The sequence below is a fragment of the Xenorhabdus koppenhoeferi genome (assembly GCF_900116635.1).
Taxonomy (GTDB): domain Bacteria; phylum Pseudomonadota; class Gammaproteobacteria; order Enterobacterales; family Enterobacteriaceae; genus Xenorhabdus; species Xenorhabdus koppenhoeferi.
This window is the reverse complement of sequence record NZ_FPBJ01000033.1, coordinates 1-25,554: the sequence shown is the minus strand read 5'-3', so window position 1 is coordinate 25,554 and position 25,554 is coordinate 1. Positions and strand designations below refer to the sequence as shown.

20 protein-coding genes and 1 other annotated feature are annotated in these 25,554 nt (G+C 39.6%); of the genes, 12 read left to right on the top strand and 8 right to left on the bottom strand.

Annotated features, from left to right (window positions below):
* Positions 1–27 precede the first annotated feature (27 nt).
* The 4 genes from BM329_RS10950 to BM329_RS10935 form a co-directional block, all read right to left on the bottom strand.
* Complete coding sequence (locus BM329_RS10950) at positions 28–648, bottom strand: L-threonylcarbamoyladenylate synthase (protein ID WP_092552983.1); 621 nt, start codon at positions 646–648, stop codon at positions 28–30.
* 16 nt (positions 649–664) lie between these two features.
* Entirely contained in the window at positions 665–1,537 is an 873-nt protein-coding gene (gene rnm / locus BM329_RS10945; protein WP_092552980.1) for an RNase RNM, read from the bottom strand.
* Between the two features lie 225 nt (positions 1,538–1,762).
* Positions 1,763–6,916: a S1 family peptidase gene (locus BM329_RS10940; RefSeq protein ID WP_245759065.1), complete on the bottom strand. Its 5,154-nt coding sequence runs from the start codon at positions 6,914–6,916 to the stop codon at positions 1,763–1,765.
* Positions 6,906–8,696: a hypothetical protein gene (locus tag BM329_RS10935; protein WP_245759064.1), complete on the bottom strand. Its 1,791-nt coding sequence runs from the start codon at positions 8,694–8,696 to the stop codon at positions 6,906–6,908. The genes BM329_RS10940 and BM329_RS10935 overlap by 11 nt, the downstream gene beginning before the upstream one ends.
* Positions 8,697–9,088: 392 nt before the next feature.
* Positions 9,089–9,188: a sequence feature (Trp leader region), on the top strand.
* A 48-nt stretch (positions 9,189–9,236) separates the two neighbouring features.
* Here BM329_RS10935 and BM329_RS10930 point away from each other — a divergent pair.
* From BM329_RS10930 to BM329_RS10900, 7 genes are all read left to right on the top strand, one after another.
* Positions 9,237–10,814, top strand: a complete 1,578-nt coding sequence (locus BM329_RS10930; protein ID WP_422643834.1) for an anthranilate synthase component 1 — start codon at positions 9,237–9,239, stop codon at positions 10,812–10,814.
* Positions 10,814–11,392, top strand: a complete 579-nt coding sequence (locus BM329_RS10925) for a glutamine amidotransferase-related protein (RefSeq protein ID WP_092552969.1) — start codon at positions 10,814–10,816, stop codon at positions 11,390–11,392. Before BM329_RS10930 ends, BM329_RS10925 begins: the two co-directional genes overlap by 1 nt.
* A 92-nt stretch (positions 11,393–11,484) precedes the next feature.
* Positions 11,485–12,489: an anthranilate phosphoribosyltransferase gene (trpD, locus tag BM329_RS10920; protein WP_092552966.1), complete on the top strand. Its 1,005-nt coding sequence runs from the start codon at positions 11,485–11,487 to the stop codon at positions 12,487–12,489.
* Entirely contained in the window at positions 12,486–13,895 is a 1,410-nt protein-coding gene (gene trpCF / locus BM329_RS10915; protein ID WP_092552963.1) for a bifunctional indole-3-glycerol-phosphate synthase TrpC/phosphoribosylanthranilate isomerase TrpF, read from the top strand. Before trpD ends, trpCF begins: the two co-directional genes overlap by 4 nt.
* Positions 13,896–13,926: 31 nt before the next feature.
* A complete protein-coding gene (trpB, locus tag BM329_RS10910; protein ID WP_092552960.1) occupies positions 13,927–15,129 on the top strand; it encodes a tryptophan synthase subunit beta in 1,203 nt (400 codons plus the stop codon).
* Complete coding sequence (gene trpA, locus BM329_RS10905; RefSeq protein ID WP_092552957.1) at positions 15,116–15,922, top strand: tryptophan synthase subunit alpha; 807 nt, start codon at positions 15,116–15,118, stop codon at positions 15,920–15,922. The genes trpB and trpA overlap by 14 nt, the downstream gene beginning before the upstream one ends.
* Positions 15,923–16,233: 311 nt before the next feature.
* Complete coding sequence (locus BM329_RS10900; RefSeq protein ID WP_092552954.1) at positions 16,234–16,983, top strand: YciC family protein; 750 nt, start codon at positions 16,234–16,236, stop codon at positions 16,981–16,983.
* A 60-nt stretch (positions 16,984–17,043) separates the two neighbouring features.
* Here the strand turns inward: BM329_RS10900 and BM329_RS10895 are convergent, their stop codons facing one another.
* Positions 17,044–18,750: a SulP family inorganic anion transporter gene (locus BM329_RS10895; protein WP_092552951.1), complete on the bottom strand. Its 1,707-nt coding sequence runs from the start codon at positions 18,748–18,750 to the stop codon at positions 17,044–17,046.
* 226 nt (positions 18,751–18,976) lie between these two features.
* On the opposite strand from BM329_RS10895, the gene BM329_RS10890 reads away from it, so the two are divergent.
* Together BM329_RS10890 and yciA are read left to right on the top strand one after the other, a co-directional pair.
* Positions 18,977–19,513: a septation protein A gene (locus tag BM329_RS10890; protein ID WP_092552948.1), complete on the top strand. Its 537-nt coding sequence runs from the start codon at positions 18,977–18,979 to the stop codon at positions 19,511–19,513.
* Between the two features lie 78 nt (positions 19,514–19,591).
* Complete coding sequence (yciA, locus tag BM329_RS10885) at positions 19,592–20,023, top strand: acyl-CoA thioester hydrolase YciA (protein WP_092552945.1); 432 nt, start codon at positions 19,592–19,594, stop codon at positions 20,021–20,023.
* Between the two features lie 290 nt (positions 20,024–20,313).
* Here the strand turns inward: yciA and tonB are convergent, their stop codons facing one another.
* Positions 20,314–21,027 carry a TonB system transport protein TonB gene (gene tonB, locus BM329_RS10880; RefSeq protein WP_092552942.1) on the bottom strand — a complete coding sequence of 238 codons (714 nt, stop codon included), beginning with the start codon at positions 21,025–21,027 and terminating at the stop codon, positions 20,314–20,316.
* Positions 21,028–21,421: 394 nt separating this feature from the next.
* On the opposite strand from tonB, the gene cls reads away from it, so the two are divergent.
* Both cls and BM329_RS10870 read left to right on the top strand, forming a co-directional pair.
* On the top strand, positions 21,422–22,882 hold the full coding sequence (gene cls / locus BM329_RS10875; protein ID WP_092552939.1) for a cardiolipin synthase: 1,461 nt from the start codon (positions 21,422–21,424) through the stop codon (positions 22,880–22,882).
* Positions 22,883–23,318: 436 nt separating this feature from the next.
* On the top strand, positions 23,319–23,816 hold the full coding sequence (locus tag BM329_RS10870) for a hypothetical protein (RefSeq protein ID WP_092552936.1): 498 nt from the start codon (positions 23,319–23,321) through the stop codon (positions 23,814–23,816).
* A 64-nt stretch (positions 23,817–23,880) separates the two neighbouring features.
* On the opposite strand, the gene BM329_RS10865 is transcribed toward BM329_RS10870, so the two are convergent.
* Positions 23,881–24,081 (bottom strand): Arm DNA-binding domain-containing protein, encoded by a 201-nt coding sequence (locus BM329_RS10865; protein WP_092552933.1) that lies wholly within the window; start codon positions 24,079–24,081, stop codon positions 23,881–23,883.
* 243 nt (positions 24,082–24,324) lie between these two features.
* Here BM329_RS10865 and BM329_RS10860 point away from each other — a divergent pair, with 243 nt between their 5' ends.
* Positions 24,325–24,654 carry an HI1450 family dsDNA-mimic protein gene (locus BM329_RS10860; protein ID WP_177216253.1) on the top strand — a complete coding sequence of 110 codons (330 nt, stop codon included), beginning with the start codon at positions 24,325–24,327 and terminating at the stop codon, positions 24,652–24,654.
* 140 nt (positions 24,655–24,794) lie between these two features.
* On the opposite strand, the gene BM329_RS10855 is transcribed toward BM329_RS10860, so the two are convergent.
* Positions 24,795–25,463 carry a Thoeris anti-defense Tad2 family protein gene (locus BM329_RS10855; protein WP_092552927.1) on the bottom strand — a complete coding sequence of 223 codons (669 nt, stop codon included), beginning with the start codon at positions 25,461–25,463 and terminating at the stop codon, positions 24,795–24,797.
* Between the last annotated feature and the right edge of the window lie 91 nt (positions 25,464–25,554).

Genomic DNA, 25,554 nt, shown 5'->3' with positions numbered 1-25,554 from the left:
TCATTAAATAAAATTAAATCGTACACCTTACAAAAACGGTGTTATGTCACCTTCGCCTTTACGAAGAATGACTGGTGAATCACCCGTTAAATCCACTACCGTTGTCGGTTGCTGCCCAAGATAACCACCGTGAATAATTAAATCAACTTGTTTACCCAAAGTATCTTTAATCTCTTCAGGATCAGACTCGGCAAAATCATTTCCGGGCAAAATCAAACTACATGACATCAATGGTTCGCCCATTTTCTCCAGCAACGCTAAAGCGATAGGATTGGAAGAAACACGCAGACCAATAGTTTTACGTTTTTCGTTCATCAAACGGCGGGGAACTTCTTTTGTCGCCTGCAAAATAAAGGTGTAATTTCCCGGTGTGTTATTTTTGATCATCCTGAACGCCTGATTATCCACATGAGCGTAAGTCGAGATCTCGGAAAGATCACGACACATCAATGTAAAATTATGACGTCCTTCCAATTGGCGGATGCGGCATATACGGGTCATAGCATCCTTATTTTCCAGACAGCAACCGATGGCATAGCCTGAATCAGTAGGATAAATGATAACTCCTCCCTTTTTAAGCACTTCCACACTTTGATCAATGAGACGGGCTTGTGGATTGTCAGGGTGGATATAAAAAAACTGGCTCATAATATAACCTCTACTTCTATGCAGCCCCAATCCGTGACCAGTCGTGCCATATCGGTACAACATCACCAGGTAACCACAAATTGCGCCCAAGTTCTATCCATGAACAGGGTTGGTGAAAATCCGATCCCAATGATACTTTCAGCCCATATTCTCTTGCCAGTTGACCAAGTTGTTGCCTTTCATTAGGTGCTTGCTGGCACTGTGCAACTTCCATTGCATCACCACCATGTTGTTTAAACCAAACTATTAACCGCTTCAGCCATTTCGTCGACAAATCATACCTGCCTGGATGGGCAATGACAGCTTGTCCTCCTGCCTGGTGAATGGTTTCAATGGCCTGCTCAATTGTACACCATTGCGGAGGAACATAGCCGATTTTCCCCTTTACCAAATATTTCTTAAACACTTTTTTGATTGTCGGTTCAACGCCGGCTTCAATCAAATAACGGGCAAAATGCCCGCGCGTAACTTGCCCACTATTAGCCAATCGGGATGCACCTTCCCAAGCATCAGGAATGCCAGCTTTAGCTAGACGAAGTCCAATTTCAATGCCACGCTGATTTCTTAAATCAACCTGCTTGGCCAAGAGTTCCCTTAAGGTAATAGAATTGATATCGATATTTAAACCAACAATATGGATTTCAAAATTCTCCCATAACGTTGAAATTTCAGCGCCAGAAACTAATGTCAGCGGCAGATTATTTTGCTGGATATGATTTAAAGCTGGCTGTATACCTTCCGTCGTATCATGATCAGTAATTGCCAATACATGAATACCTATGGTGATGGCTCTGTCCACGAGCTGCTCAGGCGATAAAACCCCGTCTGAAGCAGTCGTATGGCTATGTAAGTCATAACGTTTTGTCATTTCACTGGCAGCTTCAGTCATTGTTCTGTACCTGTTTTTATAGGACGGGAAATAAAAGTACTATCTATCAGAATACTATCTATCAGGTGATATCAAGCACAAAGTATCAATGATAACACAGTGAACTAAACTGATGGAGAATAGTATTGCTTGCTTCTATTCTTTATAAATAATATGCGGCTGGCATGCCAGCCGCATATTAAACACCAATGAAATATTAAATTATTTTATTTATAAATAAAATACTCATCTCAAATACGGGTGATGACGAAAATTTCTTTTATAGTTAAAATGCTTACCACAGAATGGAGCAGAAACAATGATATTATATCCTCCAAATTCATTAAGTTTTGCTTGAAAAGCCCAGTTTCCATGCTCATCTGCTATTATAGTCCCTTGTTTATTATCTGTAGATGAATCCATATTATTATGGAATATACCTGAATCAGTCTGCTGCTCAATGTGATATGAAATTTCCACTCCTGATGGTGCTTCCCCCGTCACTTTAATAGATATTGGACGGCGATATGAAACAATGATTTCATTTTCCCTTGGATAGAAAATGTCTAAAACAGCCGCATCAACCTTACTCTCTTTAGTATTTTTGAGAACATGGCCATTGATCATAAGGGATTGTGTAGCTTCTATCTGATATGTTCCCGGCTGAGCATTATATAGACTACAACTCCATTTACCATCCATCTTTGAAGCCTGTACGGGACCACAATTCCAATGATTTCCATTTGCAGATTTCGCTTTCAGGGAAATATAAGCACCTTTTGTCGCTGTTCCCGTAATTGGAATAGAAATAGTGCCATTACTCTCCATAATAGGGATATATTTCATTGATGCTTTTGTAATTTCACTTGCACTTGGAACTGTACAAATTGGTTCAACCGTAGGAGTAATAGTCATATCCGACATATAGACCACGTCAAAATTACGTGTTACTGGTTTTCCCAAAGGCACATTATCCACCCATTGCTGCGCCAAAAGCTTATATACGCCCGCAACTGACTCTATAGGATTCGGACAAACCCAATTTTGATTATCATCGACATCAACCCCGCAGATCTGCTTACCTGTAATAGAAACGGTGACACGGGCACCCACTTGCCCCTTACCACTGATTGTATACGTCGGAGTTGCAATTTGTTCCCCTTCCTCTGGTTTAAGCACACTCATTTGCAAATTATTCCCATAGCGTACTTTGAAATTTCTGTTAATCTGAGAACCCACATCATCCACGATCATTACATCATAATCCCCTGGTACAGAACTGTAAGGCCCGCATGTCCATGTGTAATCCTTCATATTGAGCCTCGCATGACAATCATCATGACCGCCGAACGCTTTCACTGTGACTGTTTTGGCATTACTCGGCATCGTGCCACTAAAGTTATATGAAGGTGTTTTGATCACTTCATTTTCTTTGGGTAATTTCACCGTTAACGTGGTTTCACCAGGATCGGGAGCTATATCAAATGTAACCTTTGCTGTTGATTGACGCACGTTATCCAAAAAGGCCGTTGCCACCAATTTTTGTTCACCTTTAACTGCGGTATCCAGACCATCAATCCATTCCCAGTTGCCTTGTTCATCCACAGTGACGCCATTCTTACAAACCTGAGAAAGAACTTTTTTATCTAAGCAAACTGTTGTTCCCGGCTCACCTGTTCCCTTCGGTAAAACATTATCAAGACGCTGATATATCACGCCATTATGAGGTTGTGTGATCACCACAGATTTGACAGTTTTGGTTTGAACTTCAAAAGAAATGTGCACACTTGAATTTAGCTGGTTATCAATAAATTGTTCAGCAGAAATAGTGTATTTCCCTTCTTCAGGCTGATAAGACCCGCAGGACCATTGACCTGATGATGCATCAATAGTGGTATTACAATCCTCAGTACCACCAAAGCCTTCGATATATACCTGAGCACCCTTTTCTCCCGTGCCTGAGATAGTAAAAGGCAGTTTTGTTACTTTTGCACCATGATTAGGGGCAGTGATGTTTATTTTTGTTTTGGTGACCTCGTACTTACGAGTAACTTGTGAGGTTCTTTCGTAAGTATCACCTAATTCACCCAATTGAGCCGAACCTGTTTTTTGATACTGAGCCGCATAAAGGAAAAACTGCCCTTCGTTGGTTGCTATCATGGCGGGGTTATCAGGACAAGACCACTTTCCTCCTTTATCCACTGTTGCAGTGCAAATAATTCCTTCACTTGAAATCGGTAAAGTTACTTTTTCTGGCGGTAGAATATATTCAGAGGCTGTAACAAAGATCAGTTGATCGGGGCTTCCCTGACCTTTAATGAAAATTTTGTCATTTAATCTATACTGTGTTCCCTGTTTAGGCTCGGTAATACGCATCGGGACAGTAAAAGTCCATTTAATCGGATCACCGACGTTCACGCCATTTTGGGTTTCCTGTAATGTCATCGCATAGGTATCGCCACCGAAAATATCTCCCGGATGAATCGTGAACTCCCAAAAGAAACCCAGAGCACCACTGAATGCAGAAGCAATTCCTTCAATTGCACCCCAAACACCACCAATCAAACTACTTAGAAAACCGCCAAATCCACCACCACCTCCTGCTCCTCCGGCAGAACCATTAAACATGCCAGAAAAGGTAATAGGGTTATCAGGATCAACCGTTGAATTATTCTTGGGGTTATTTATTTCAAATTTTTTCTTTTCGGGTTCATCATCATTATTCTTATCTTTAATGGTAAGTTGTGTAACATCTGTGGCAACTACTTTTCCTTCTTTTATTAACTCAGCGGTTAATTCATAAGTGCCTACCGGAAAAATAATTGGCCTGCCACATTGCCAGTTACCATTATCGCTGACCACAGCACCTGTGCAGATCAACGTTTCCTCACCAAAGTCTTGCTTGTTTTCTTTTAGCTCTGACGAAAGATCAATCCTGCGTCTTTTAATAGCGACCTCATCTCCTGGTATATTAGAACTCCCTGACAAAAAACTTAGACTGCCTATAGTATTTGTTTCTCCTACAGAAGGATCTGTGAATTGAACTTCAGGGTTTACTATACTAAAGTAGGTTCTGTCAGGCGTTAAACCCATCCAGGTACGTTTAAACTTTTCCAACCCTACTGGATGATACCTATCTGCCACTTCAATATAATAAAACCCATCTTCCAGTGTAGAAGGGAGAGAAATACCCCAATTTGGAAAGTCATGACTTTCCCGATATTTGGTGTATTCTGTTGGAATAATATCAAAATATTGATTGTTTTTTAGTTTAACTTTTAAATAGATATCATTACCTTCTTTAGAGCATAAATTATCTTCTGGCGGCAAAGGTGTATTATCTTTTTTCTTCATACATATAAAATATTCTGACGGTAAGATCACATCATTATTCGGCAGAGTATATCCACTGTTATCACTACCATAACCAGAGAATTTATGACTTTCAATTTCAGCAGATAAAATTTCTTTCGGATTATAAAGATCATATTTATCGGTAAATGTAGGTTTAAAATATCTTCCTTTTAAATTTTTCTCCTTTAGCAATTTTTTATTATCAAGCGGATCAACACCTTCAACTTTCTGTATTGCTGCTGCTTGAATATCTGATAATCTAAAAATAGAACTTCCAGTTTCTCCTGAAGCATTTATCAAATAAAATCCCTTGTCATTGATTCTTTTATCTTGACAATCCACATACCCTTCTTTAAAAACACAAACAATCTTAGCATCTTCATCATGAGAAACGTTAAGATTCAAAAATTTTCTATATTTATAACCTGAGTTTTCTTCATTTAGAAATAATGCTACCTCTGTAACGGTTTTTTCTTCCGAGAGAGTTATATTAACCTGATCATAAATATTTATATCTTTTGTATTCTGATTCGCCGTTATTTTAATATTTATACCTTCTTCATTCAAATCTTCTTTTATCTCCTTGATTAAATCAACTTGCATAGTACATAGCCACTCACCATATTCATTGGTTTTTATTGTTCCATTTCCCCCTCTTTCTTGACATAATTCTTTTTCTTTATAGACATAATTATCTGAGTCAACTTGCAATGTTACTTGAACTTCTGAATGAGGATCAGCATAACCACGTAACCTAATATCCTCAGTATAAATAGTTACTCCATCAGTTGGATAAACAATTCCAAACTCTTTTGAAACAGAAGGTATTTCTGCTTGTATCGTATCTTTTGTCCATGTTTCATTTTTCGATAAAGAGTCTGAAACTTCACTGGCAATAATAGTTATCTTATAATTTTTTGTTTCATCTAAATCTTTAAAAATTTTTTCACGAGGAATAGTGCACTTCCATTCCAGAAAGGAGCTGACTTTATCTTTACATTCAACTGAGTCTTGTAAAATATTGTCGATAGTGTAAGTAAGCTTAATTTTACTTAACGCTCTTCCAAACCCTTTAACAGTAATATTTTCTTGTCGTTTTGTTAACTCAGAATTCCAATCTGGAGTATAAATCCAAATATGTTTCATAGTACTGGAAAACCACTTTATAAGATTTAAAGAGGAATCTGAATACTTATTAGTTATATCTGAAATTAAGACAGGAAGATAATTAATTTCTCCTGATTTCCCTTTAGCCATTTGAAGCCCAGCAGAAGTCACCCCAATAATGGTATCATCCCAAATAACTGGGCCTCCAGAATCTCCAGGTTGTGTAATACCTGAACTGAACCCTTTATTTTTATTTGCTTCTATAATAATTCCCCGTTTCCCATTAGCATCTAAAGCAGGGGCTAAAATTTTCACATCGGCTCTATATTGAGAGCCGTCATTTATTTGTTGCTCACCTGTATCTTCATTAATACCCCTAAGTCCATAACCATAAACAGAAGCTTGGTAATAATTACTGTCCAACTTTTCATAAGCTTCATCATAATTAAAGAATCGACGAATATGGCCACAACATTCTTTTATTATTGGTTTTTCTAACTGTATAAGAGCAAAATCATTATAAGAGTTATCGTTAAAATAATGTTTTATAAAACCATAACGTGATGCAGTGCCTATTTGCTCTTTTTTATAATTTTTAATGAGATATTCTTTGAATTTTGTTTCCTTTATTTCTTTATCATCCATTTCACAATGTGCAGCGGTAAGAACATATTTTTCAGATATCAATGATCCACTGCACATAAATTTCTCATCACCATCATTATTCTTATAAAAAATACTAACAACCCAAGGCTTACATTTATCATCAGTATCACAACTTTTTTCTCCCCCTACAATAGCCTCTAAAGGTTGAGATCCCAATTCAGTACCAGAAAACAAATTGCCGCAATAAAATAAAAGAAACAATATAAATATCTTTCTAAAAAAAATCATGGTAATCTCCTTGAATATGGAGTAATAGTTATTTTTATTTAACACAAATCATTCCACGATCGCTACCAGTGCATTTTAGTATTTTTTTATCTCTCGCTTTGTAAATTTCACTATTTGATTCTTCCTGAAAAGTGAAATTATATTCACCTCTTTTAGCATAATATTTATTCTTTGTTACCCAATCACCATACTCATTTGTAAATGCTTCTTCCAACTGATTTTCATAAAGCAATATGTTGACTTCTGGCATGAGATCCTCATCCTCAACTTCTGGCATAGATGTTCCAGAAAATTTGGTGAATACATTGATGTTGTTAGCTTCTACAGAAAAAATTTTAGAACTCAGTATAATCACTTCAGCATTATCGTTTTTACTAGGAAATTCTGTCGATTCACTATTCTTAGCCTGAATTTCCATAATACCTATAGGTACGTTTTCAGCTTCAACACTCCACTTATTATCCACAACATTTTCACGAAAGGACTGTTCGAAGTTACCTTGATAATCTGCAGATTTCACATTAACAATAATGGTTCCATCAGTGGCTTTACCACCAATAAAAATATTCTGTTCATTAACCGTTGTTGAAGAAACTACTTCATGATTTTTTGGTTCAGTTAATTCAATTGGGCACGGTGATGTGCTATAGCTGATTTCTTTTTTCCCCGAGATCTGAGGTAAAAGAGATTGATTAGTGCTCTGTAGTTCAAAATTACTAGATACAGAAGCCTTATAATGAATAAAGCAAACGGCCTCTAAACCCTCCAGATTCCATTTTCCCGTTCCAGTATCAACATTTGGCGTGTAACTCTTTGTCGGAGAATAAATTGTTCCATCATTTTGATAACCGGTTATTTGCACCTGCATACGTCTGTCATCATCAGCCGTATCACTATTCACTATACCTGATAAACTATATTTCCCTGCAGGAATAATTTGTCCATCCTGAATGGAGGTAATTGTTGCTCCACATGAAGGCCCGTTAAAACTTACATCAGAATTTTCCACGCCATCAATGTAAATTGTTCCGGTGATACCACAATCTATCCAGAGTTGTCCTTCCCAGTTTTCTGTACCTTCTATAGCCTTAACAGAATATATATAAGGATTGAAACTTGTTTTAATAATAATAGAAGAGCCATTTTCCATAGCTCCTTTCCCTAAAAAGGTAATGAAGTTATTTTCAACTGTTGAATTAGGCTTAGGTGATGTGATTTGTGGTCGTTCCGAATTGTTATCGTCTTTAATAGTAATAACAATATTACTGGGGTTATAACTTGTATTACTACTAACACTCTTATTTCCACAATTCACTCCATCACACATAGCAGTTACTGCAAGATAACAAGTATCACTAATAGAGTTAAACAATGAACTATCATCTGTTTCTACTATCGTATTCCATCCTGTAATTGAAAAATAGGTTTCCAACCTAACAGTACATGACTTATATGCATTCCCTTCCTTATAGGTAGTAGCTTTCCATGTAACAAATTTATTTTCACCCGAGCATCCTTGAAAAAAACCATTATTATCTCTAAGGTGCTCTTGATGTTTTTCTCCTGGCTTTAAATAAATATCATTATTTCCAATATTATACATACATGAATAATCTGAAATTTTTATTTGTAAGTCATCATTTTTACTGTCATTTTCAAAGGTTAGATTATAATCCGCATATAAATTACTTCTTTTTTTTGACTCATCATATTTCCCATTTGAAATAGTATCATTACTTATTAATTCAATCGCACTGGCATCAGTAAAATAAACCATAGCAATAAAAAATAACATGAAAAGCAATCTTATTTTACTTATAATCATAATGATAACCCTCAGTTAAAAATTGATATTATCATAAAAAACAAAATTAAATTTTCAAATCATCATATCCATTAGAACAGATTTACAATCCAGCCATTATTATAAAAAAGAAACAATTTTAATTAATCTTATTATATTAATAATTAAACCTAAGGCATTTATATATATACACTTCGTCTTTCAAACTGCCTCTTTGCTGGCTGCGCTCGGTCACATAGTTATCTATGCTCCCGGGGATTTGCTCTCTTGCTAAAAATTTTAAAAAAAATATTGACAAGCAAACCGCGAACCAGTCTACTAGTACAAGGGTCAGGTAAGCTGCTTTACCAAAACACCATTGAGAAAACATGATGCACTCGAAACTGATCGTATTTATGCAAACTATACAAGTAAATCGTTGGTGGCACTATTTCCCATTCCGGGCGGCTGGCTCACGCACATAAGTACGATTCACAAGTGCCAAAACCCGCCCTAAAAAGCGGGTTTTTTTATAACTGTTTTTTATAAAAAAATTTTGTGAATGAAGGTAGTAATGGGGGGATGAACATGATCGGAAAAGAATTTAATATCTCTATAAATCAGATTGATACTGTTTATAAAACAGATGCAACACTGCTTTTTCATCAGCTTTGTAGTAATCGTCCAGCAACGTTATTGCTGGAGTCTGCTGAAGTTCACAGTAAAAAGAATCTCAAAAGCATCTTGATCATTGATAGTGCCATGCGCATTACAGCCAACGAGCGTCAGGTCACTTTTGAAGCACTTACAGTAAATGGCCAAAATTTGCTCCCCATACTCGCTACTCTACTTTCAGAAAAAGCTCAATTGAATGTGGAGTCACAGGTTATGCGAGCACAGTTTCCTGCTACCAGGCATAATTTGGATGAAGACAACCGACTAAAATCCGATTCAGTTTTTGATGCATTGCGTGCTATAACAACTTTGTCATCTTTCTCAGAATCTCCCGATGCCATTTTCGTTGGTGGATTGTTTGCTTACAATTTAGTAGCCGGATTTGAACTATTACCCACAGTAAAAAACCACCAACGTTGCCCTGATTTTTGTTTTTATCTCGCAGAAACACTATTGACAATAGATCATCAGAATAAACACTCATTTCTACAAACTTCGCTGTTTGGCGAATCCGACTCTGAAAGACAACGCCTCAACGAGCGTATAACAATATTGGCCTCCGTGATTTCAGAACCTATTCCCTCACTTTTGTCTACTACTTTATCTACTACATTGTCTGATATCACTATTGGCTGCAACCTGAGCGACGAACAATATGCAAATATCGTGCTACAATTACAGCAATCTATCCGTCGAGGGGATATTTTTCAGGTAGTCCCATCGCGACGTTTTACTCTGCCTTGCCCTTCTCCACTCAATGCTTACCACGTTCTGAAAAAACAAAACCCAAGCCCCTACATGTTTTTTATGCAGGATCAGGACTTTTACCTGTTCGGAGCCTCGCCAGAAAGTGCTCTTAAATATGATTCCAGCAACCGGCAGATAGAGATCTATCCGATAGCTGGTACACGCCCACGCGGACTCCATGCCAATGGAGAACCGGATACTGATTTCGATAGTCGTCTTGAACTGGAAATGCGTACTGATGCCAAGGAAATGTCTGAACACGTGATGTTGGTTGATCTTGCCCGAAATGACTTAGCCCGCATTTGTGAGCCGGGCAGCCGCTATGTGGCTGATTTAACCAAAGTCGATCGCTATTCGTTTGTTATGCATCTCGTTTCTCGGGTTGTTGGCACACTCCGACACGATCTGGACATCTTTCATGCCTATCAGGCCTGCATGAACATGGGGACGCTGACGGGAGCACCTAAAGTTAGAGCCATGCAACTTATCGCTGAACTTGAAGGTGAGCAGCGTGGCAGTTATGGCGGAGCTGTCGGTTATTTCACTGGTAAAGGGGATTTTGATACCTGCATTGTGATTCGTTCTGCTTATGTGGAAAACGGTCAAGCCACAGTTCAGGTCGGTGCTGGTGTTGTTTTGGATTCTATCCCCCAATCCGAAGTGGATGAAACTCACAGTAAAGCCAGAGCTGTTATTCGCGCGATTGCCCAAGCACATCATATGGAGGTGACATTCTGATGGCCGATATTCTTTTACTCGATAATGTTGATTCCTTTACATATAACCTCGTGGATCAACTGCGTACTCATGGTCATCGTGTCATTATTTACCGCAATACAGTGTCAGCAGACATAATCATTGCCAAACTCGACGAGATGGAATCACCACTTCTGATGTTATCCCCCGGTCCCGGGAAACCGTCAGATGCTGGCTGTATGCCTGAATTACTCAAAAAAATGATAGGACAGATCCCGGTAATCGGCATCTGTCTTGGGCACCAGGCAATTATTGAAGCCTATGGAGGAAAAGTCTCTGCTGCCCAAGAAATTCTGCATGGCAAAGCAACACGAGCTACTCATGATGGACACGGTATGTTTGCAGGTCTGCCAAATCCCCTGACTGTTGCCCGTTATCATTCACTTACCGGTGTACAGATCCCTGTACCACTGACTGTCTCTGCCTCATGTTGTGGCACAGTGATGGCTGTTCGCCATGATACGCACAAAGTTTGTGGATTCCAGTTTCACCCCGAATCTATTCTGACTACACAGGGTGCCAAGCTGCTTGAGCAAACGCTGGCATGGACATTGAATTAAAAATATTGAATTAAAAATATTGAATTGAATTTGGGTGTATCGCATTTAAGGGCATCAGACTAAAAAAACATTAAATGGGAAGGAATGGTAAAATGCAGTTGATTTTTGACAAATTATTCAGTGCCCAAACACTGACGCAGCAAGAGAGCCAGAAACTATTCACTGCAATAATCTATGGCGAGTTAAGCGATGTGCAACTGTCTGCTGTATTAATTAGCCTGAAATTGCGTGGCGAACAGCCCCAAGAAATAGCGGGTGCAACGCAAGCATTTTTAGCTAATGCAACTTACTTTCCCCGCCCTGACTATACGTTTTGTGATATCGTCGGGACAGGCGGAGATAATACAAATAGCATCAATATTTCAACAGCCAGTGCCTTTATCGCTGCCGCTTGTGGCCTTAAAGTAGCAAAACATGGAAACCGCAGTATTTCCAGCCGTTCCGGTTCATCCGATTTACTGTCCGCATTCGGTATTGCATTGGATACCAGCGCCGAAGACTCTCGTAAGGCTTTAGATGATATTGGTGTCTGCTTCCTGTTTGCTTCTCAATATCACAGTGGGTTCCGTCATGCTGTCCAGGTTCGCCAGCAATTAAAAACCCGGACACTATTCAATATACTTGGCCCATTGATTAATCCTGCCCGCCCTCCTCTGGCATTAATCGGTGTTTACAGTCCTGAATTAATAGAGCCTATAGCCCGCACTTTACAAGTTTTGGGTTATCAACGTGCCGCTGTTGTACACAGCGGAGGTATGGATGAAGTAGCTTTGCATAAACCAACTTATGTTGCAGAACTCATTCACGGTGAGATTAATCAGTATCAGTTGACAGCAGCAGATTTCGGTTTGCCAAATCATCCAATATCTTCACTGAAAGGCGGCACTCCCGAAGAAAATCGCGATATGTTGGCGATACTACTGCAAGGCCATGGCAACAAAGCCCACGCTGATACCATAGCAGCAAATGTCGCTCTTCTAATGAAAATTCATGGGCAAGAAGATCTGCGAGAAAGCACCCAATTAGCACTTAATACTATTTACAGCGGTCAGGCATATGAAAAAGTGACTGCATTAGCGGCAAGGATTAAATCATGAAGACCAACGTATTACAGAAAATTGTTGCTGATAAGGCGGACTACTTAATTAATCGTAAAACAAAGCAGCCATTGGAAAGTTTTATTGATTCCATTGTCCCGAGTCACCGTCGGTTTTATCAGGCGTTAACCCACGCACAAACTGTTTTTATTTTGGAATGCAAAAAAGCATCACCTTCAAAAGGGTTAATTCGCGAAGATTTCGATCCTGTACGCATCGCCAAAAATTATCAGCCCTATGCTGCCGCAATCTCAGTATTGACCGATGAAAAATATTTTCAGGGTAGTTACGATTTTCTCACAATGGTCAGCAATGCCGTACATCAACCTGTTTTGTGCAAAGACTTTATTATTGATGCTTATCAGGTTTATCTTGCCCGTTACTATCAAGCCGATGCTATTTTACTCATGCTCTCTGTGCTTGATGATGAAACGTATCGTGAACTTTCCGCACTGGCACACAAACTTAATATGGGCGTACTGACCGAGGTCAGTAATAAAGAGGAACGACAACGGGCAATTGCATTGGGAGCAAAAGTTATTGGTATCAATAATCGGGATCTGCGAGACCTGTCTATTGATTTAGATCGTACACGCAAACTGGCTGTTGATTTACCTGAAGGGACTATCATCATCAGTGAATCTGGCATCCACCAGCATCGTCAAGTGCGGGAATTAAGTCAATTTACTCACGGTTTTCTCATCGGCAGTGCTTTAATGGCACAGAATAATTTAGATCTCGCATTACGGCGTTTAATTTTTGGTGATAACAAAATTTGCGGATTGACTCGTCCACAAGATGCAAAAATTGCATTACAGGCGGGGGCTGTCTACGGTGGTTTAATTTTTGCCGAAAAATCACCACGTAAAATCGATCTGCAAAAAGCGCAGCAAATTATCAATGAAGCTTCTTTGCAATATGTTGGTGTATTTCAAAATCAATCGGTTGATTTTGTCAGTCACATTGCCCGAATACTTTCTCTAAGTGCAGTTCAGCTTCATGGTGATGAAAATGGGCATTACATCAACACATTGCGCCCTCTCTTACCTGAGTACTGCGACATTTGGAAAGCCATTAATATGTCCAAATCAACGGATATTTCCGAAATGCCTAATGTCGATCATTTATTGCTGGATAATGGGTCAGGAGGAACAGGCACACCATTTGACTGGCAATTAATCGACTCTCGTTTTCAACATAATAGTTCTTTAAACAATAGCATTTTAGACAATAGCATTTTAGACAATAGCATTTTGGCTGGCGGGCTAAACACTGAAAATTGCCAGCAAGCAGCAACTTTTGGCTGCTATGGGCTGGATTTTAACTCAGGTGTCGAAATTTCTCCGGGAATCAAAAGCAGACAAAAAATCAAACAAGTATTCCAACAATTACGCTGTTATCACTAATTTTTCAGACAGAAAGTGGATGAATAAAATAATGAGTAAATTGAATCCTTATTTTGGCGATTTTGGCGGACAATTTGTTCCCCAAAGCTTGTTCCCCGCACTTAATCAGTTAGAAGACGCTTTTATCGATGCCCAGAGAGATCCTGAATTTCAGCGTGAATTCGAGACGTTATTGAAAAACTATGCAGGGCGTCCTACTGCCTTAACATTGTGTCAGAATCTGACTAAAGGCACAAAAACACGTTTGTACCTGAAACGCGAAGATTTACTCCACGGCGGTGCTCACAAAACCAATCAAGTATTGGGGCAGGCATTGCTGGCAAAGCGAATGGAAAAGCATGAGATCATTGCTGAAACCGGGGCGGGTCAGCACGGTGTAGCGACTGCCTTGGTTTGTGCTTTGTTGGGACTAAAATGTCGTATTTATATGGGAGCAAAAGATATTGAACGCCAATCTCCCAATGTCTTCCGCATGCAATTGATGGGAGCTGAAGTGATCCCTGTTCACAGTGGTTCAGCAACCTTGAAGGATGCTTGTAATGAAGCGATGCGTGACTGGTCTGGTTGTTATGACAAAGCACATTACTTATTGGGTACCGCCGCAGGCCCTCACCCATACCCAACAATAGTACGAGAATTCCAGCGCGTGATTGGTGAAGAAGCCAAAGCGCAAATTCTGGAAAAAGAAGGATGTCTGCCTGATGCGGTGATTGCCTGCGTTGGTGGTGGCTCAAATGCCATTGGCCTGTTCGCTGAATTTATACCAGAAAATAATGTTCGCCTAATCGGGGTCGAACCTGCTGGACATGGCATCGAAACCGGAAAGCACGGCGCTTCATTGAAACACGGTAAATTGGGCATCTATTTCGGTATGAAAGCCCCGATTATGCAAACGAAAGATGGGCAAATTGAAGAATCTTACTCCATCTCAGCCGGCTTAGATTTTCCTTCCGTTGGTCCTCAACACGCTTATTTGAACAGTATCGGCAGAGCTGATTATGTCTCAATTACTGATAATGAAGCACTCGAAGCTTTTCAGGCGTTATCACGTAATGAAGGTATTATTCCGGCATTAGAATCGTCCCATGCTCTGGCTTATGCGTTGAAAATGATCCACCAGAATCCAGATAAGGAACAATTACTCATTGTTAATTTATCTGGTCGCGGCGACAAAGACATCTTTACTGTTCACGATATTTTGAAATCTAGGGGGAAATCTGATGGAACGTTATGAACAACTATTTAAGAAGCTGCAAAACCGAAATCAGGGTGCATTTGTCCCTTTTGTCACCCTCGGTGATCCCAATCCTGATTTGTCATTAGAAATTATTGATGCTTTAATCGCTGGTGGGGCAGATGCACTTGAATTAGGCATTCCGTTTTCAGATCCTCTTGCCGATGGCCCTACTATCCAAAATGCCAACTTACGGGCATTGTCATCCAACGTTACATCAACATTGTGTTTTGAACTGTTGGGAAAAATTCGGGCTAAATATCCCGATATCCCCATTGGCCTGTTGCTCTACGCCAATCTAGTTTTCCATAATGGAATTGATGATTTTTACCGCCGTTGCAAAAATGCTGGAGTTGATTCAGTTCTGGTGGCTGATGTACCGTTATCTGAGTCATCTCCATTTCGCTCAGCTGCTATGAAATATGGAATTGCCCCGATTTTTATTTGTCCTCCTAACGCAGATGACGATTTACTGCGTGAAATCGCTTCATTTGGGCGCGGATATACTTATCTACTGTCAAGAGCAGGCGTAACCGGGAGTGAGAATCGAGCAATACAACCGTTAACTCACCTTGTCAATAAACTCAACGAGAATCATGCCGCACCTGCTCTACAAGGTTTTGGTATTTCAGAACCTGAACAGATTACAGTGGCACTCAATAGTGGAGCTACGGGCGCGATTTCTGGTTCTGCCATCGTAAAAATTATTGAAGATAACCTGCATCAACCCAATATCATGCTGGAAAATTTAACGGACTTTGTTCGTTCTATGAAAAACGCGACTCTACTATAATCCCATAACTGTAATTTGCGTGTGATCCTACGATGTCTTTAACAAATCTGAAAAGTATAAAAATGGGGCTGATTAGACCCCATTGGTTCTCTCTTATGTCAAACACACACACATAACTTACTTTTTATCAGCTTTTAATGTTGGTGGCATACGAGTGCAGAAATCTTTTTCATTATCCATCCCACTTATACACAATGGATTTCAAGTTGCAAGACATCAGCAAGAAGGCAAATCTTGGGTATCCAATAATCCCCCTAACAAGGTACAATTGAACATTATCATCGTCGTTTTATTTGATAGGAGCCACTTTCATGCTCATCACGGCAAATACCCTGTATCGTGACAGCATCAACTTTTTGAAGAACCAACTGTTGAATATTGTCATACTCTCTGTCTTGGCCGCGTTGGTGACAACACTGCTCGAACATTTTCTCATGCCAAATGGTGAACAACTCAACTTATTGGTCGGGATACAAAATGCTTTTAAAGAATCCGGTAATGCAGGAGTCAAAGATTTTGCGGCTCAATTAACACCAGATGAGCAGTTCATGTTCTTGCGCACAGCATTTGGGATCTTATTTACCAACATATTCGGCAATACCTTACTTACTGCCAGTGTGTTAATACTCATCAATGCTGTTTCCAATGGGCAGCAAACTAATGCTATTCATGCCAGCACATTATCGATCACACTTCTGCCAAGAATGTTTTTACTGATGTTTATCTGCACCCTGCTGGTTCAAATTGGCTACGTTTTGATGTTATTACCAGGAGTTCTGTTCTCTATTGCATTTGCACTTGCCCCTATTTTTCTATTTGAAAAAGGCAAGAGTGTTTTTGCTGCCATGCAGGCAAGTTGGAAGTTAGCATTTGAGAATATGCGCCTGCTAATACCTGCGATACTGTTGTGGATTGCAGCCAAACTGATACTGGAGCTTTTATTGTCAAAAACTCCCTATTTGGTACTGTCTGTCTTGAATAACCTACTATCAGCCCTGCTGCTGGTTTACCTGTTCCGCTTGTATATGCTGGCACAAAATAAAACTATAAACGGTATATAATAAACACTAAATAAACACTAAATAATCCACCTCGCTGCATTCTAGCAAGGTGGATTGCAATTATTCGGCTTGTTTTTCCTCAACTTGCAACTTACTTTGAATCATACGAATGGCAAAATAGAGATCGGGCACCACAATCAAATCTTCATCACTGCGGCTCAGTTTATTTTGTTTAATCCAGTAATTCAGCTCTGTCCTGCGCCCTGCCAAAACCAATGTCACACCTTTCTCTTTTAATTCCGTAATCAACTCATCCAACACTGCAAAAACACTAACATCATCATAGGTGAAACTGACTGTCGCATCTACCACCAGCCATGCAGGACGATCAGATGCCCTCTCCACATGCTGTAATGCCCGTTTTTTGAAGTATCCGACATTAAAATAAGTCAAAGGAGAGTTAAAACGATACATCATGATGCTATCTACTGGCTTAATATCACTATTTTGATGGATAGAACGAACCATGCCGTGCTCATTCACACCCAGTAATTGATCTGAAGGCCGGAAAATAATCCGCAAAAATTGCAACAATCCCAACAAAACAGCAAAACCGACACCATCAATAACACCCACCAGTAAAACTGCAACCAGCGTGAAAGTCGAGAGTATAAAAGCCTGACGATTACGTTTTCGGTATGCCCAGATATTCTTTAAACCCAATAGTGACCATGTGGAAAAAATCAGCACAATTCCCAGTGATGACAAAGGAATATAGGTTAGAAATGTTGTCATAAACAACAGCACCAATAGAATGGCGGTAGCCGCAATCATTGATACCATTTGCGTTTTGCCACCAATGGAGTCATTGACGGCAGTACGGCTACTGGCAGCGCTGACCGCAAACCCTTGTGACAACGATGAAGCGATATTGGCTATACCCAGTGCCCTGAGTTCTAAATCTGCATCAACCTGATAGCCGTTTTTACTGGCAAAGCTACGAGCTGTCATCATAAAACTGACAAAACTAATAACTGCAAGGTTAATGGATGGAACAACCAAATCACGCAAGATACCAAATTCAAATTCAGGCATAGGTACAATAGGTAAACCCATCCCCATATTACCAACAATTTGGATATCATATTGATTGAGTTCAAACTGCCAACTGATATAAGTCGCCACTACCATTGCTATCAATGGTGCTGGCCAGCTCGATCGAATAACACGCACACAGAGCAATACCAACAATGTTATTGCAGACATCCCCACCGTCGGCCAGTCAGATTCCAACAACTTATGAGGCAGTGCAATTAATCGCTCAATCAATTCGGCAGGCAATCCAGAAAGTCCGAAAACTTTAGAAATCTGATCGGCGATAATAGTGATCGCCACACCATTCATAAAACCTTTCAGAATGGGGCGGGACAGAAAGTCGGCAAATGCCCCCAGCCGGAAATGGCTGGCCAGTATACACCAAAACCCCGTCATTAATGTCATGACAATGGCAAGCTGCCAACGTATATGTTCATTTCCCAGCGCCAACGGTGTCACAGCGGCGGCGATAACGGCACAAGTTGCTGCATCTGGCCCAACAATTAACTGTCGGGAAGTCCCAAACAGCGCATAAGCGAACATAGGTAGAATACAGGCATACAAACCAATAATTGCGCTAATGCCCATTAATTCAGCATAAGCAATCGCAACCGGCAATGCGACCGCAGCAACAGAAAGACCGGCCCGCATATCATGGCTAAGATATTCTTTACGATAATGACAGAGATTTCCCAAACCTGGCATCCAACGATGCAATCTTTCCCACAACATGACTTTTTATGCCCTTTCATGAAAACGGAGTCCACTATAATGCGGTGTTCAATGGAAACTCTCAAGTTCCTCATTACCAGCCCGACTTTTCATTCATTGTGATAAAATTATCCGAATAAATGAAAAATGTTTTTTTCTTGATAAATAAATCATTTCATCGAGATCTGATACACTCTGACATAAATTCAAGAACATGCCATCATTGGCATCACAATGGGTTCAATTTATGAAACAACTTTTAGACTTTTTACCATTAGTCGTTTTCTTCATCGTCTATAAAATGTATGACATTTTCTATGCATCGGGCGCCTTGATTGCTGCAACAGGGTTGGCTGTTGTCATCACTTACCTGATTTATCGTAAGGTCGAAAAGTCTTCCTTGATTACATTTGTCATGGTTACCGTTTTCGGTACACTTACACTCGTTTTCCACAGCGATTTATTCATTAAATGGAAAGTAACTGCCATTTATGCCATTTTTGCCTTAGTTCTGCTTGTCAGCCAATGGATTATGAAAAAACCACTTATTCAGAGGATGCTGGGTAAAGAGTTAGAACTGCCTGATTTCGTCTGGAATAAATTGAATATGGCTTGGGCGATTTTCTTTATCACCTGTGCCTTGGCAAATATTTATGTCGCTTTCTGGCTACCCCAGGATATTTGGGTAAACTTTAAAGTGTTCGGATTAACAGCATTGACACTGGTTTTTACTGTATTAAGTGTGGTATATATCTACCGTCATCTGCCTCGCGAACAAGAATAATGTAATGACCCATCAGATGGATACCTGTCGATACACCGACAGGTATTGTTGTATTCACCAAATAAAGCAAGTTTTCTAATGACACAACAACCCTTACCAAACGGAGAATTGGTTCTCCGTACACTGGCCATGCCTGCCGATACCAATGCCAATGGGGATATTTTCGGTGGCTGGCTGATGTCTCAAATGGATATTGGCGGCGCAATTCTGGCAAAAGAAATTGCACTGGGGCGCGTAGTAACTGTTAGCGTAAATGGCATCAGTTTTCTGAAACCAGTTGCGGTAGGTGACGTCGTATGCTGTTATGCTCGTTGCCTTAAAACGGGGAATTCATCTATCACAATTCATATTGAAGTTTGGGTGAAAAAGGTGGCTTCTGAACCCGTTGGGCAACGTTACCGTGCAACAGAGGCGGTTTTCACCTATGTTGCCGTTGATAAGAATAATTCTTCTCGTCCTTTGCCTGAAGATAAAAGACACTTCAAACTGGAAGGCAGTGATTCAGAGTAACGATTTATTGAGAATAACAATTCGTAAACTAAAGGCGCACAATTAAATTTGTGCACCTTTTTTCTGAAAATAGTAAATTTAAGTTACAGTTTATGGGCATAATATAAATACGTATTAAGCAACTATAACCATTGGATTTCAAGATGCAGCGCGACGGCAAGGGAACGAATTTGCCCAGCCAAAGGCTGGCCTCCGGTGAAAGGCAGGAGCCTTTCATTCATATTGCTAGAATTACTGGAGTTAAAGGCTGTGTTGCGTCCTTTAACTCCAGTAGGGAGTATCTTGATAGGCTAGGATTGTGAAATACCAGTCACTTTAAATTCAATAGTAGTAACATACCCGGTTGCAGGCATTTTTTCGTAACGCCATTTTCTCATCACTTTCTTCACTTCACGCTCAAAAACATTCTTGGGAGTTGAGGAAAGGATTTCGATGTTCCTCACTCTACCCTCTTCATCAATATCATACCTTACCTTCACTGTCCCTTCTGTACCCAACTGCTGCGCTCTGGATGGATAAACAGGATTTGGTCTATTTAACGCCCTTGGCCCATTTTGTGCTTTCGGTGCACCGTTAACCGGTTTTTGATCATTCAGATTTTTGACTATCTGGGAATCTTGATTAGAAACAGATTTCAGTGGTTGTTCTGAGATTTTTTGAGTCTTTTTCTCTACCGGCTTAGATTTTTTCTTAACAATTTTTTTCTCTTCTCTCTTTTTCACTTCCGGTTTCTTTTCCGGCTTAGGGAGGGCAATTTTCGCGATAGGTTCAGGTTCAGGTTCAGGTGATTCAGGCTCAGGAGCTGATTCAGACATGATAGGCTCAGAGATTGGTGCCTCTTCAGCGGCCAATTGAACCATGGCAACAGACATAGGAGCGGCTTCTAACAGTCTTTCAGGTTTAATACCATGAAAAAGTGCCGCAGCAATAGAAATATGTAAACAAACAGAAAGTAGTATCGCCCAAGGTATCCAACGCATAAGAGAATTCTTGCTCAGCAGCATGATAGTCAGTTTTCAGATAACCATTAGTTTAAATGCAAATGACTATCATATTCAATAACGATTCAAAAACATCTACACTTTTAAACTACTGTTTTGTCGTGATACGATAATTTCAAAGGAGCTCATTATCGCAAACAGTTTGAACGCAGTTATACCCAATGGATTTCAAGATGCAGCACGACGGCAAGGGAATGAACCCCCAAGCGCATAGATAACTATGTGACTGGGGTGAGTGAGCGCAGCCAACAAAGCTGCAACTTGAAAGACGACGGATATATAAGCAAACATCAAAGTGTACGCGCAGTACATATTTTTTAAACAAACTCTAGATTAATATGACAAATAAAATAGCTTAATGGATAGGCTCTTAAATAAATAGGATTAATTGCCACATATGACAACTTTTTATTCCGTACTGAGCTGGCTGGCGATTTTCTTATACTGGCTGATTATTGCTGGTATCACCATTCGGGTTTTAATGAAACGCCGCCCTGTGACATCAGCAATGACTTGGGTGCTCATTATTTATATTCTTCCTTTAGTAGGAATTGTTGCTTATCTGTCATTCGGCGAATTGCATCTTGGCAAACGCAGAGTTGAACAGGCCAGACAAATGCGTTCATCTGTGGCCAAGTGGCTTGCAGAATTAAGGAAATCACCCTTCATTTTTACCAATGAAAATAGTGAAGTTGCTACACCATTATTTCAATTGTGCGAACGCCGCCAAAAAATCAAGGGTGTCAGAGGCAATAAAATGCAGCTAGTGACATCTTATGATGATTCCCTGAAAAGCATTATTAATGATATTGAAAATGCTAAATACAATATCGAAATGGTGTTCTATATATGGCAGTCAGGAGGCTTGGTTGATCAAGTTACCGATGCTCTGATGCGGGCGGTCAAACGCAGTGTTAAATGCCGGATTATGGTAGATTCAGCAGGAAGCTGGCAATTTTTCCGCAGTCCTTACCCTGATATTATGCGTAAGGCAGGCATTGAAATCGTCGAATCGCTAAAGGTTAATATTTTCCGTCTGTTCTTGCGCCGTATGGATTTACGTCAGCACAGAAAAATTATCCTGATCGATAATCATATTTCATACACCGGCAGCATGAATATGGTTGACCCCCGTTTTTTTAAACAGGATGCGGGAGTGGGACAATGGGTCGACATCATGGTGAGAATGGAAGGCCCTGTCACCACAACACTGGGAATTGTTTATGCTTTTGACTGGGAAATGGAAACAGGAAAACGTCATCTTCCCCCACCGCCAGACAGTACCATTATGCCTTTCGAGCAAGCCAGTGGACATATTGCTCAGGTCATTGCTTCCGGGCCGGGATTCCCTGATGAATTGATCCAGCAATCCTTGATGACAGCTATTTTTTCCGCTCGCAATCAACTTATTCTTACCACACCTTACCTTGTGCCCAGTGATGATCTAATGCATGCAATTTGTACAGCAGCGATGCGAGGTGTTGATGTTAGTATCATAATTCCAAGCCAGAACAATTCATTTCTAGTCCGCTGGGCCAGCCGGGCGTTTTTTGCGGAATTATTGGAAGCAGGCGTAAAAATCTATCTATTTGAGGATGGCCTATTACATAGCAAGAGTGTTTTAGTCGATGGACAACTCAGCATGGTCGGTTCCGTCAATTTGGATATGCGCAGCTTGTGGCTGAATTTTGAAATTACAGTTGTGATTGACGATGAACATTTCGGCAATGATTTAATGCAGGTTCAGCAAGACTATATTATGCGCTCAACGCTACTTGCAAATAATGAATGGGAAAAACGACCAGTTTGGCATCGCATTCTTGAACGGATCTGCTATTTTTTCAGTCCTCTTCTATAATTCATGACAGAAAAAGCCTTTATTCAGTATATACCCAATAGATAAAGTAAGAATATAATTAATTTGGTAAATTTAAGGTGTCTTATATTAGTTATCTATGAACTGACAATAAAAATCAGAATAATCATGTTTAATATCAATGCAATGACGGAAAATATGATTTATTTAAATTCGCAAATTAACTACCATTAATTCACCCACACAATATTAATTATGTGGCAGAAGTAAAAGTAAATATTTTCAATAAACACAGAGATTAATAGATCAACTTTTATTTATTAATCCAAGTAATATTTTTCCACAATTTTAATTAAACTGACTGCTTTGTTTGGTCCATGCCAATAGATATGAGAAAACATATGTAGATTATTCTTTGTCATCTGCATATTAAATATCACAAGCAGTCGTATACCTAAAGAAAAAGAGGAATTAGCCCATGTCAGACGATAATTGCTTGAATAGACTTAAAGAAGTACTTGAGCTTGCGGAAAGAGAAAAGCACGCACAAAAAGAAGAATGTCCTCCTTGGCATGATGAAACATTTATTATCTCCGAAATTGATGATGGTCACGGTCATCATGGTATTATGCTTCCCAACAATCATCGTTACTTTCTTGCAAAAGTTATTATTGAGGGTGTAGAAGGAAAGCATACTGCTGTGTCCACTACCTTGTATGTTAATGGTGAGCCGATAAACCCCATTAGTTCAGGCGACTCAGGCGATTCAGGAAAAGTACCTATTTGTGATAAATTAGAATTACCTCTTCGGGATAACCTCAATGGAGAGGAAACAAAAGTTTACGAGTATCACATTCCAGATGCGACTACAGTGAAATTAGCGGGGTATATATCTTCCCTGAATTTGTTTAAGGGAGCAGGAGCCAAAATTACCCTGAGAGGGTATTACGACTCAACGCCTATACTGAATCAGTAAGGGATTCGATCTAATCCCATTTGTTAAAGGGTGACTGCCTGAGCAGTCACCTGACTCATTAAATTCACATCCACGGTAATCGCATTCCCGGATAAGTGCCAATATCAATCCGATCCCCTTTGTCGTTCCAGCGATCTCTAAATTGGGATATAATCTTTCCTTTGGGGGTAACACGAACAGATAATCCATCTCTGTCTGATTTGGCAATTAATTTCTCTTGAGGTTTACCATTGGTAGAACGGCTCCATGAATCAGTAATGGCCATATCACTTTCCCAAAAAAATATCGCTTTTAATGTAGTTTCTGCATATCACTATGTACATTTTTTTCATGACACCAGATGAATATTTGTGATTATTGATGATTACGGAAAACAAAAAATGAGAATGTTTTCCTTTAAAATCAAATTATTAAATTCATTACCTGACTATGAATGACTAATAAAACGCATTTCTTTCTGTTACTAATTTCGGACAATGCCATTATGGAAAATCAACCGACACATTCTATGCAATTGGATTTAAACAACCGAATGACTGAAGATGAGGCGCTTGAAAAAGCCTACGATATTTTCCTCGAACAAGCCCTCTCGAATCTTGATCCGGCTGATAGTCTGCTGTTTAATCTGCAATTTGAAGAACGAGGAGGTGCTGAACTACTAGAGCCTTCGGGAATCTGGTCTGCACATGTCGATTTTGATTTAGATCCAGATTTTTTTTCAGAAATCATTATTGGCTTGGCTGAATCGGAAGATACCGAAATTGATGATATTTTTGCCCGTATTTTGATTTGCCGGGAAAAAGCTCACCCTATCTACCATATTATCTGGAAGAAATAATATATTAATAAAAACAAAAGGTTACATCTAGCCGCCAGTTAAAATAATCAAATAATGCACAACAGCCTCCAATTAGGAGGCTGATTTTATAGCTCTACATCTGAGCAAAACCCTGAATTCAGGATATAAATTTGAATAACTTATTTATCACGCCAATTAAGACAGAACGTCTTTTTTTCACCGGTTTGTTTTAATATTCCGCCTAATTTTTGTGCTTCATAATTTCCATATGAAATGGTATATCTGCCATCTGTATCGCCTAAAAGCGGCATGGTGCCAAGAGAATAGATTGTATTATCAACAGTTACATAAAGATCTTTCGTCAGCAACTCGACTATCTTCCGATAGTCATCTTTATCAGAAGAAACTATCAAATAAAACCAATTATACGTACTCCAATAAAATGCTAACACATTGGGAATGGTTGTCTTATTTGAGATTGGATTTAAGCTACCGAAAGTTACTGTACCTCCACTAAGCCATTTCCCACTTTCACTCATGTATCCCCACTCCTGACCGTAATTAAATTTACCAGCTCCTAATTCAAGCTCGAAAACCAACATACAATCTTCTGGCTTATGGTTATCCGACTGTAGCAATTTCCAGTCACAAGCCATCAAATCTTCTGACGTTGGCTGCCAAGGGAACCAAACGCCGCGTTTATCACCCTTCTCAATATGAATAAAACTATTACATTCTTCCTCAGAAGTCGGCTCAAGAGTAAGACGTATATATTCATTCGGAGTATCCCAATGACTACGATGTAATTTTCCCTGAATACATATAGCAGAATCATAATACTGTGTCATAATACCTAAATCCCAATGACAAGGTAGAATTGAGATGGGTTACAGTCTAGATTTTCGAAGAAGAGTACTGGCATACAAAGACAAGCATGCA

What these genes read in the sequence shown, in the direction of transcription:
- BM329_RS10950 (WP_092552983.1), bottom strand. Translation starts at nt 648, where the DNA reads ATGAGCCAGTTTTTTTATATCCACCCTGACAATCCACAAGCCCGTCTC.
- trpA (WP_092552957.1), top strand. Translation starts at nt 15,116, where the DNA reads ATGGAACGTTATGAACAACTATTTAAGAAGCTGCAAAACCGAAATCAG.
- rnm (WP_092552980.1), bottom strand. Translation starts at nt 1,537, where the DNA reads ATGACTGAAGCTGCCAGTGAAATGACAAAACGTTATGACTTACATAGC.
- BM329_RS10925 (WP_092552969.1), top strand. Translation starts at nt 10,814, where the DNA reads ATGGCCGATATTCTTTTACTCGATAATGTTGATTCCTTTACATATAAC.
- trpCF (WP_092552963.1), top strand. Translation starts at nt 12,486, where the DNA reads ATGAAGACCAACGTATTACAGAAAATTGTTGCTGATAAGGCGGACTAC.
- cls (WP_092552939.1), top strand. Translation starts at nt 21,422, where the DNA reads ATGACAACTTTTTATTCCGTACTGAGCTGGCTGGCGATTTTCTTATAC.
- BM329_RS10895 (WP_092552951.1), bottom strand. Translation starts at nt 18,750, where the DNA reads ATGTTGTGGGAAAGATTGCATCGTTGGATGCCAGGTTTGGGAAATCTC.
- BM329_RS10890 (WP_092552948.1), top strand. Translation starts at nt 18,977, where the DNA reads ATGAAACAACTTTTAGACTTTTTACCATTAGTCGTTTTCTTCATCGTC.
- trpD (WP_092552966.1), top strand. Translation starts at nt 11,485, where the DNA reads ATGCAGTTGATTTTTGACAAATTATTCAGTGCCCAAACACTGACGCAG.
- yciA (WP_092552945.1), top strand. Translation starts at nt 19,592, where the DNA reads ATGACACAACAACCCTTACCAAACGGAGAATTGGTTCTCCGTACACTG.
- BM329_RS10860 (WP_177216253.1), top strand. Translation starts at nt 24,325, where the DNA reads ATGCAATTGGATTTAAACAACCGAATGACTGAAGATGAGGCGCTTGAA.
- BM329_RS10870 (WP_092552936.1), top strand. Translation starts at nt 23,319, where the DNA reads ATGTCAGACGATAATTGCTTGAATAGACTTAAAGAAGTACTTGAGCTT.
- trpB (WP_092552960.1), top strand. Translation starts at nt 13,927, where the DNA reads ATGAGTAAATTGAATCCTTATTTTGGCGATTTTGGCGGACAATTTGTT.
- BM329_RS10900 (WP_092552954.1), top strand. Translation starts at nt 16,234, where the DNA reads ATGCTCATCACGGCAAATACCCTGTATCGTGACAGCATCAACTTTTTG.
- BM329_RS10855 (WP_092552927.1), bottom strand. Translation starts at nt 25,463, where the DNA reads ATGACACAGTATTATGATTCTGCTATATGTATTCAGGGAAAATTACAT.
- BM329_RS10930 (WP_422643834.1), top strand. Translation starts at nt 9,237, where the DNA reads ATGAACATGATCGGAAAAGAATTTAATATCTCTATAAATCAGATTGAT.
- BM329_RS10865 (WP_092552933.1), bottom strand. Translation starts at nt 24,081, where the DNA reads ATGGCCATTACTGATTCATGGAGCCGTTCTACCAATGGTAAACCTCAA.
- tonB (WP_092552942.1), bottom strand. Translation starts at nt 21,027, where the DNA reads ATGCTGCTGAGCAAGAATTCTCTTATGCGTTGGATACCTTGGGCGATA.
- BM329_RS10935 (WP_245759064.1), bottom strand. Translation starts at nt 8,696, where the DNA reads ATGATTATAAGTAAAATAAGATTGCTTTTCATGTTATTTTTTATTGCT.